General features: G+C 69.0%; 9 protein-coding genes. 4 read left to right on the plus strand and 5 right to left on the minus strand.

Annotated features, from left to right (window positions below):
• The coding region (locus AC6EI8_RS21470) for a thiamine pyrophosphate-binding protein (protein WP_498382818.1) at positions 1–408 on the minus strand (408 nt) is incomplete at its 3' end.
• 114 nt (positions 409–522) lie between these two features.
• Complete coding sequence (locus AC6EI8_RS21475; RefSeq protein ID WP_498382819.1) at positions 523–1,290, minus strand: GntR family transcriptional regulator; 768 nt, start codon at positions 1,288–1,290, stop codon at positions 523–525.
• A 338-nt stretch (positions 1,291–1,628) separates the two neighbouring features.
• Here AC6EI8_RS21475 and AC6EI8_RS21480 point away from each other — a divergent pair, with 338 nt between their 5' ends.
• Positions 1,629–2,126, plus strand: coding sequence for an acyl-CoA thioesterase (locus AC6EI8_RS21480; protein ID WP_006579723.1), 498 nt, complete (start codon positions 1,629–1,631; stop codon positions 2,124–2,126).
• Positions 2,127–2,183: 57 nt separating this feature from the next.
• On the opposite strand, the gene AC6EI8_RS21485 is transcribed toward AC6EI8_RS21480, so the two are convergent.
• On the minus strand, positions 2,184–3,743 hold the full coding sequence (locus tag AC6EI8_RS21485; RefSeq protein WP_498382820.1) for a sensor histidine kinase: 1,560 nt from the start codon (positions 3,741–3,743) through the stop codon (positions 2,184–2,186).
• A gap of 339 nt (positions 3,744–4,082) precedes the next feature.
• Here AC6EI8_RS21485 and AC6EI8_RS21490 point away from each other — a divergent pair, with 339 nt between their 5' ends.
• The 3 genes from AC6EI8_RS21490 (at position 4,083) to AC6EI8_RS21500 (ending at position 7,201) form a co-directional block, all read left to right on the plus strand.
• Entirely contained in the window at positions 4,083–4,991 is a 909-nt protein-coding gene (locus tag AC6EI8_RS21490) for a DMT family transporter (RefSeq protein ID WP_149318639.1), read from the plus strand.
• Positions 4,992–5,208: 217 nt separating this feature from the next.
• Positions 5,209–5,649, plus strand: a complete 441-nt coding sequence (locus tag AC6EI8_RS21495) for an HU family DNA-binding protein (protein WP_149318638.1) — start codon at positions 5,209–5,211, stop codon at positions 5,647–5,649.
• 301 nt (positions 5,650–5,950) lie between these two features.
• On the plus strand, positions 5,951–7,201 hold the full coding sequence (locus tag AC6EI8_RS21500; RefSeq protein ID WP_498382822.1) for an MFS transporter: 1,251 nt from the start codon (positions 5,951–5,953) through the stop codon (positions 7,199–7,201).
• Positions 7,202–7,310: 109 nt separating this feature from the next.
• Here AC6EI8_RS21500 and AC6EI8_RS21505 read toward each other — a convergent pair whose 3' ends face one another.
• Positions 7,311–7,628 (minus strand): hypothetical protein, encoded by a 318-nt coding sequence (locus AC6EI8_RS21505; RefSeq protein ID WP_149318635.1) that lies wholly within the window; start codon positions 7,626–7,628, stop codon positions 7,311–7,313.
• A 305-nt stretch (positions 7,629–7,933) separates the two neighbouring features.
• Positions 7,934–8,596: GntR family transcriptional regulator (locus AC6EI8_RS21510; RefSeq protein ID WP_498382823.1), on the minus strand; the 663-nt coding region annotated here is incomplete at its 5' end.

Below are 8,596 nucleotides of genomic sequence, written 5' to 3' on the forward strand. Positions count from 1 at the left end.
CCCCGAAACGGGACGGGCCCAGCCCTCGGTGTCGGCGGTCAGCGGCGCATCGAGCGGCCGGTGATAGGTGGCCTGGTCGCCGATGATATTGACGATCGGCGTCTGCGCGCGCCGGGCGTTGTGCAGGTTGGCCAGGCCGTTGGCCAGACCCGGTCCGCAATGCAGCAGCGTCGCCGCGGGCTTGTCGGCCATGCGCGCATAGCCGTCGGCCGCGCCCGTCACCACGCCCTCGAACAAACCCAGCACGCAGCGCATGCCGGGGATGCGGTCGAGCGCCGCGACGAAATGCATCTCGCTGGTGCCCGGGTTGGCGAAGCAGGTATCGACCCCGCAGGCGAGCAGGGTCTTGACCAGGCTCTCGGCGCCGTTGAGCGTCTGCCCGGGTTGCTGGGATTGGTTGGTCTGCATATGCGCGCTTCCTTGGTCTGGGGTCGGTCGATTCGAAATCAGGTGGGGTTCGGTTGTGCCAGCGCTGGCGATGCGTCGGCGATCGTTCGTGATGCCTTCGTGATGCGCCGCCGTTCAGCCCGCCAGCCCGCCCGGGTCGAGCAGGTCGAAGTCCAGGCAGACGTATTCGGTCGGAAATTCGATGCGGGCGTAGTAGACGATCACGCCGTCGGCGCAGGCATGGCGGCGCAGTTCGGCGACCGGCGCGCCGACCGGCAGCGCCAGCGCCGCGGCCGACTCGGCACCGGCGGCGATGATCGACAGCCGCTGCCGCGCGCTCGATACCCGCAGCCCGGGAAAGCGGTCCAGCACCGGCACCGACGCGCCCTGCCGGAACGCGCGCGGATTGCGCGCGAACAGGCCTTCCTCGATATAGACCTCGCCGATCGCGAAGGGCCGGTCGTCGAGCCGGTGCAGCCGGCGCAGGAAATGGTAGGCAGGCGCGCGCTCGGCCTCGCACGGCATGCCGAGCTCGTCCGGCAGCGGCACGCTGCCCGCCGACTCGACCAGCGCCTCGGTGCCAAGCTGCTCGCCGACCTCGACCGCCTGGCCCCAGGTGACCGGCAGCGATACCGGCCGGCGCGGCTTGCCGCCGCCCTTGACGAAGGTGCCGCGGCCGCGCGAGCGCGCGACCAGCCCTTCGTCATCGAGCACCGACAGCGCGTGATGCATCGTCATGCGGGCGACGCCGTATTGGCGGCACAGGTCCTCCAGCGACGGAATGCGTTCGCCGGGACGCCAGGCGCCGCTCTCGATGCGGCGGCGAAAGATGGTCGCCAGCTGCAGATAGACCGGCTCGCGGCTGCGCGACAGCAGTTCGGTCGAGGACAGGGATGCGGGCATCGATGGCGGCAGGCGAAGGGACCGGTGCGCGGCGCCGTGCCGCGGATGGACGCGAGACAAACGAAGGCCGTGCGTCCCTCGAAATGGGGGTTCGGCGAACTGTCACTGTAATAAGGTCTAGTTACCTATACCACTAGGGTTTACCGCGGGTTGGTGCGGCATCCCGCAGTCAACGAAGGCCCGGCAATGGCAAGTTCCGCTTACGTGTGCCGGCCCCTGGTCTACCCGCAAAGGTGGGTGACGTTCGTGGAGGGTCTGCGGCCAGAATGCGGCATGCCCCCCTCTCCCCCGGGGCAAGCGCGGCTGCCGCTCGCAGCCATTGATCCAGGAGCTTTTCCATGTTGATGCGAGACGTGATCCCCCACATCCTGAACCGCGGCACCGGCCAGCTGGCGCAGGATCAGGTCGAGACCCCACCCCGCAAGACGTTCCACCACACGATCGACATCTATCTGAAGGATTCCAACGCCTTCATGAACACCTACTTCGCGCGCTATTTCGAGTGGCAGGGCATCTGCCGCGAGCGCTGGTTCCACGAGTGCATCCACGGCAATCTGCTGGCCGCGGGCGGCGTCTTCGTGACCAAGCGCGCGCATCAGGAATATGTCGAGGAAACCTTCCCGTTCCAGCGGGTGGACTGCTACCTGAACACGTTCCAGGTCAAGCAGTGCTCGGCGTATCTGCTGTTCCGCTTCTGCGTCGACGAGCGGCCGGTCTCGCTGGGCTACCAGCAGATCGTGTTCGCCGACAAGGAGAAGCGGATCGCGCGGTTCCCGAAGGAGATCGTCGAGCGGGTCAAGGAGTATGAGGTGAGCGCGCCGGTGCTGGCCAACTAACGCCAACCAGTGCCAGCCGGGCCGGCCATGCGAGCCGGTCCGGGCACGGCCGCCGCGTCAGGCGGCCGTGCCCTGGCCCAGCGGCTGCATCGGCTGGAGCGACTGCATCGGCTCGATCCGCTCGATCCGCTCCAGCGTCTCGAGTGGACCGAGCGGGCCGATCGACGTGGCCGCGTTCGCCGGGGCCGGCGGCTCGGCCGCCAGCGCGACCGGCAGATGCAGCGTGAAGACGGTATGCCGGCCGGGCGCGGATTCGCACTCGATGCGGCCGCCGAAGGCCTCCATCACGCGCCGGCAGAAGGCCAGGCCCATGCCGGCACCGCTGCCGTGCGGCTTGGTGGAGAAGAAGGGATCGAAGATGCGCGGCAGCACATCGGGCGGAATGCCCGGCCCCGTATCGCGCACGCGCAGCTGATAGAAGCCGCCCGACTCGCGCGCCGAGATCTCGATGCGGCCGCCGTCCCCGCGCGCGGCCGGGTTCGCGCCCTGGTGCGCGCCCTGATGAGCGCGCATGGCCTGCAGCGCGTTCTTCAGCAGATTGAACAGCACGTAGACCAGCAGCGTGTCGGAACCGCGGAAGCGCCAGCCGGCCGGAATCGCATGCACGGAGACCCGTTCGCGTTCGCCGGCGCGGAACGGGTAGCGCTCCAGCGCCGAATCGACGCATTGCGCCACGCCGTGCGGCACGAAGCTGCCGCGGTCCAGCCGCTCCAGCGTGATCGAGGCCAGCGCCATCTCGATCACCGCCTGCGTGCCGTCGACCTCGCTGCGGATCGCCGCCAGCAGCGTGGGCAGCCGCTCGAGCTGGGCCGGGCGCAGCCGGTCCTCGATCAGGCCGTGTTCGACGGCGCGGCGGTAGCCATCCAGCACCGTGGGCCAGGCCACTGCCAGCTCCTGCGTCTGCATGCGGATCGTCGCCAGCGGCGTGCGTACCTCGTGCGCCACGGTCGCGGCCAGCGAGTACGGATGCATCAGGTCGTAGCGGACGATCGACAGCGCGATCAGGCCCAGGCTGACGGCGATGAAGACCACGCCGGGCGGGTAGAAGTCGTGGCCATAGTTGGCCGCATAGTCGATCGCGGCGAGCGAATACAGGCCCAGGCTCCACAGGCACAGCGTCAGGCGCTGGCGCTTCTCGCCCACCGCGCTGCGGCGCGCGTCGCGCAGCAGCCAGCCGCTGCGCAGCGCCAGCAGCACGGTCTGCACGACATGGAGGGGATGGAGGACGCCCGCGCGCGGGTAATTGCCGAAGCTGTAGAGGTAGTAGTCGGAGACCAGGCGATCCGACGTCAGCAATACCACCGCCAGCAGCAGCGACATGCCGTACGACACCAGCAGCCATGGCCGCTCGCCGCGGCGCTCGGTCACCTCTGTCATGAAGTGATAGAAGGTGGTCGGCAGGAACAGGATGAACAGATAGCCGACCTTGGCCAGCAGCAGCGCCACATCCGGATGCACGGTCTGGAACAGGAAGGCCCAGGTGCCCTGCCACGCGAACGTGGTGGCGCACATCAGGAAGAAGGACGTGGTCAGGCGCGTGACGCCCTTCGTCACCAGCACGTAGAGGCCGTAACCGAGAAAGATCGACGAGACGAAGGCGGGCAGGATGGCGTACATGGCGTGACCGTTTGAGCTGCCAGACCGGCGGAAAGCGGACATGGTATGCCCTAACGCTGCGCCGCCGTACTGATTTCGGTTGCACTCTGCGGTAACCGGGGTTGAATACGCCATCCCCGATCGGGGGTAGCACGCCGGTAGGGTTGCGAGCCGCAATCCCCGCGCGGAAAACAGGGCCGGCCCCATGCTGTGCCGCGGCAGGCGGCATAATGCGCGCTCCACTTGCTACGCCGCCGCGTCCGCGGCAAGGGCCATTGGCGACGCTGCCCCGAGGCGGTACCACTGCTTCGGGCCCGCGTCGCCCACATCGACGCCCGAGCCCGCGCGCCTTCCGACCGCATGTCCTCCTCTCCGATCGCCGGCTCGCGCGCCGGCTGGCTGACCCTCCTCCTGCTCGCCTTCCCGCCGCTGAGCTGGGCCGGCAATGCGATCGTCGGCCATCTGGCGGCCGGCGCCGTGCCGCCGATCACGCTGAACTTTCTGCGCTGGCTGCTGGCCGGCCTGCTGCTGACGCCGCTGGCGTGGAACGGCGTGCGCGAGCACGCGGCCGCGCTGCGGCGCCATGCGGGGCTGATCCTCGCGCTCGGCGTGCTGTCGATCGCCAGCTATAACGCGCTGCAATATCTCGCGCTGACCACGTCGACGCCGATCAACGTGACGCTGATCGGCGCCTCGATGCCGCTGTTCCTGCTGGCGGTCGGCGTGACCTTCTTTCGCGAGCCGGCCACGCGCAGCCATATCGCGGGCGCGCTGCTGTGCCTGGTCGGCGTGACCTTCGTGCTGGTGCGCGGCGAACTGGGCCGGCTTGCGCAGCTCGACTTCGTGCCGGGCGACCTGTTCATGCTGGCGGCCACGCTGGCCTGGAGCGGCTATACGTGGCTGCTGCGCAAGCAGCGGCCGGCGCTGCCGCTGATCGTGCTGCTGTACGCGCAGATCGTCGCCGGCGTCGTGGTCAGCGTGCCGTTCGTCGCCTGGGAGCTGGGCATCGACGGCCAGGCCATCGTCTGGAGCACGAAGACGGTTGGCATCCTCGCCTATGTCGCCACGGTTCCGTCGCTGCTGGCGTATTTCGCCTGGGATCGCGCGGTGGCGCGTGCCGGCGCGCAGCTGCCGGTGTTCTTCGTCACGCTGACGCCGGCCTTCGCCGCGATCCTCTCCACGCTGCTGCTGGGCGAGTGGCCGAACTGGTACCACGGCGTCGGACTGGCGGCGATCGTGGCCGGGATCTGGGTCGCGCAACGCCGCTGATCGGCGCACCGGTTTGCAGCGCGCAGGGCATCGCGACAGCGGCGATCGCGAAGATGGTGGCATCCGCGCGACACATTGCACGGTCCAACCGCCAAATCGCGCCGAAAACCCCTTGAAAATAGGCACCGTTCGCGCGTTTTGCTATTCTGTGCGCGGCGCTGCCCGGCGGCTTCCGACGGTACTGCGCTCCAACATTGAACCTGTTCACGACATCGATATGGCCACCAAAGCTAAACCGACCGCGAAGACTGCAGCAACCAAGACCGCCGCCAAGGCGCCCGCCAAGAAGGCCGCCGCTCCGGTGAAGGCCGCCAGGAAGGCAGCGCCGGCAGCGCCGACGCCCAAGCCGCTGAAGGACACCTTCAACAAGTCGAGCCTGGTGTCGCACCTGGTCGCGCAGACCGAACTCGATCCGAAGACGGTCAAGACCGTGCTGGCCCAGCTGGAAAACACCATGATCGGCGCGCTGAACAAGAAGGGCGCGGGCGAATTCACGCTGCCCGGCCTGCTGAAGGTCACCGCCGTGCAAGTGCCCGCCACCAAGAAGCGTTTCGGCAAGAACCCGTTCACCGGCCAGGAGCAGTGGTTCGCTGCCAAGCCGGCGTCGGTCAAGGTCAAGGTCCGCGCGCTGAAGAAGCTGAAGGACGCGGCGCTGTAATCGGCCTGCGTTTGCCGCTGCGCCGGCGCGACTCCCGCGCCGGCATGCAAAACCCTCGCCTCGTTGAGGCGAGGGTTTTTTATTGCGCGCGCGCCCAGGGCGGTTAGAATCGCTCCCGCCGCATGCCCAACGATGTCCCGGGCGCGCGGCCGTAAGCGTTCACGTGAACCAACGCATCACCAGCGGCACCTCCGGCCGGCTGGCGGTGTGTGTCGACCGCTTGCGTCATGCCTCGCGTCTGCATCGTTCCCCGCCTGTCGATCGTTCCGGTGCCGCCCTCTCTCTGAAGGAGCGGCGGTCGATGTCGAACGTCCTGCAAGATTCTTCCCTGCGCCGGCTGGTCTGGATGACCGTGGCGCTGTTCCTGACTTACCTTGCCGTCGCCATGGCGATGCCCGCCGTGGCGATACACGTCTCGGATGCGCTGGGCATGGGCAATGTCGCCTCTGGCCTGGCGGTGGGCATTGCCTTCCTGTCGACGATCCTCAGTCGCGGCTGGGCCGGACGGCTGGCGGACGAACGCGGCGGCAAGGCCGCCATGTTCCGCGGTCTCGCGCTGTACGCGCTGGCCTCGCTGTTGTGCTGGCTGTCGTCCTGGCGGTCCCTCGGCAGCGGCACGGCCTCTTACGTGGTACTGCTCGCGGGCCGGCTGCTGCTGGGGCTAGGCGAAAGCGCCGCGCTGGTCGGCATGCTGGCGTGGGGCATGGGGGCGATGGGGCCGGCGCGCTCGGGCCTCGTCATGGCACTGGTCGGCACGGGCATGTATGGCGCGTTCGCCGCGGGCGGACCGTTGGGTCTATGGCTGCTGGAACGCTGCGGCTTCGCCGGGCTGATGCTGGTCTGCGTCGCGATGCCGCTGCTCGGCGCGCTGATGCTGTGGCGGACCGCCCCGGCGGCGCCGCCGCAAGCGGGACGCCGTCCGCCGTTCGTCCAGGTGCTCGGGCGCATCTGGCAACCGGGCGCGGTGGTGGGCCTGCAAGGCATCGGCTTCGCCGCGCTCGGCGCGTTCTTCCCGCTGTATTTCCTGGCCAACGGCTGGCACGGCGCCGGCTACGGGCTGACCTGTTTCGGCCTGGGCTTCGTCGCGGTCCGCCTGCTGTGCGGCACCTTGCCGGACCGGCTCGGCGGCGTGCCCGTGGCGCTGGTCTCGCTGCTCATCGAGGCCGCGGGGCAGTGCCTGCTGTGGCTGGCGCCCGGGCCCGCCGTGGCGATGCTCGGCGCGCTGCTGACCGGCATGGGCTGCTCGATGGTGTTTCCGTCGATGGGGCTGGAAGCGGTCAGGCGCGTGCCGGCGCATTTGCGCGGCACCGCGATCGGCGGCTTCGCGGCGTTCCAGGATCTGGCTTACGGCGCGACCGGGCCGTTGGCCGGCTGGATCGCCGACCATTTCGGCCATGCGCGCGTGTTCATGGTCGGCGCGCTGGCAGCGCTGCTGGCCGTGCTGCTGGCCGTGCTGATGACCTTGCGGCCGCGCGCCGATCGTTCTGTGCCCGGGCAGGCCGATTCTGCTGCCGCGACGCACAAGGACAACGCACAAGCGGACAACGCGTAAGGAGACGGTCCATAAGGAGCCGGCGCGCAAGCAGCCAGCGCACAAGAAAAATGCCGGCCAAACCGGCCGGCATTTCCTGGCAGCGATCGCAAGACCGCGGTCCCATTGCTCAGCGCGTCCAATACCCCGGACGCCGCACGACATGCCCGTGCGAGTCCCTGACCCAGCGCTCGGGCACGTAGCGGTGTCCCGGGCGCGACACGTAGTGGCCGTGGCCATGGTGCGGACGGGCGTAGTAGCGATGGTGATGGTGGTCATGGCGGTAGTGGTGGCGCCGCACATGCGGCGGCGCCGGACGGTAGTGCTCGTGCCGATGGTAGCCATGCCGATGGTCGTGGCGGTCCGAATGCGCCTGGGCGGGCGACACCAGCCCGAACAGGGCGCCGGCGGCCAGGGTTCCGAGTGCGATCAGCAATTGGCGAGTCATGTTTTTCTCCTGATGCGCTGCCCGGCTTGGCGGCGCGTTGAACATGGCTCGACTGTAGCGATGCGTCGCGTTCTCGGACGGATGCAGTTGTAAGGCCGTCTCACAAGCGGGCGGGCGCTGGAGACCGGCTTCGACACACGCTGGAGAGCGCCCAGGCCCTTGCCGGGGCGAGCCTGGCGGCCGCTGCGCCCGCCTTCCCGTCATGCTGCCGCCCGTACTGCCGCCAGCGCGGCCGCGTTCGTCGCGTAATGCGGCGTTACAGCCGAAATAACTGCTTGCGACGATCGCGGCGTCCATCGCTGCGGCTATCGCGTCGCGGCGGCCTCGCGCTCTCGCGCCTCGCGCATCGCCAGCGCCTTCTTCTGCAGCGCGTGCTCGCGCATCAGTGTCTCCACCGTGGCGCCGTCGCGCGCCAGCAAGGCGGTGACGAAGCGCTGGTGGTCTTCGACGCCGTGGGCCCATTCGTCCCGGTCCTGGTTCGAGCGGAAGCGCAGGTTCTGCACGCGCAGATTGAGGCGGCGATGGGTGTCGGCCAGCGTCGGGTTATGGGCGGCCGCGCTGATCGCCAGATGGGTGCCCATGCTGGCCTCGTAGTAGGCGTGCAGGTCGCGCGCGGCATAGGCGTCGAGCATCGCGCGATGCAGCCGGGCGATCCGCGCCAGTTCCTCGTCGCTGGCCTTCTCCGCGGCGAGCCGTCCGGTCAGTCCTTCCAGCACGGCCAGCACGTCGAACAGGTCGGCGACGTCGCGCTCGGACATCGCGATCACCTGCGCGCCGCGCTTGGGCAGCAACATCACCAGCCCATCGGCGGCGAGGATGCGATAGGCCTCGCGCAGCGGCGTGCGTGAGACGCGCAGCCGTTCGCACAGATCGCGCTCGTTGAGCCACACCCCGGGCACCAGCGTGCCGTCGATGATCAGTTGCCGCAGCCGCTCGGCGACCACCGCGGCCAGCGTCGGATGCGCGAT

This window comes from Cupriavidus sp. R6-3, assembly GCF_059772245.1.

Coding starts and splice junctions, on each gene's coding strand:
- AC6EI8_RS21475 (WP_498382819.1), bottom strand. CDS start 1,290: ATGCCCGCATCCCTGTCCTCGACCGAACTGCTGTCGCGCAGCCGCGAG.
- AC6EI8_RS21480 (WP_006579723.1), top strand. CDS start 1,629: ATGTTGATGCGAGACGTGATCCCCCACATCCTGAACCGCGGCACCGGC.
- AC6EI8_RS21485 (WP_498382820.1), bottom strand. CDS start 3,743: ATGTACGCCATCCTGCCCGCCTTCGTCTCGTCGATCTTTCTCGGTTAC.
- AC6EI8_RS21490 (WP_149318639.1), top strand. CDS start 4,083: ATGTCCTCCTCTCCGATCGCCGGCTCGCGCGCCGGCTGGCTGACCCTC.
- AC6EI8_RS21495 (WP_149318638.1), top strand. CDS start 5,209: ATGGCCACCAAAGCTAAACCGACCGCGAAGACTGCAGCAACCAAGACC.
- AC6EI8_RS21500 (WP_498382822.1), top strand. CDS start 5,951: ATGTCGAACGTCCTGCAAGATTCTTCCCTGCGCCGGCTGGTCTGGATG.
- AC6EI8_RS21505 (WP_149318635.1), bottom strand. CDS start 7,628: ATGACTCGCCAATTGCTGATCGCACTCGGAACCCTGGCCGCCGGCGCC.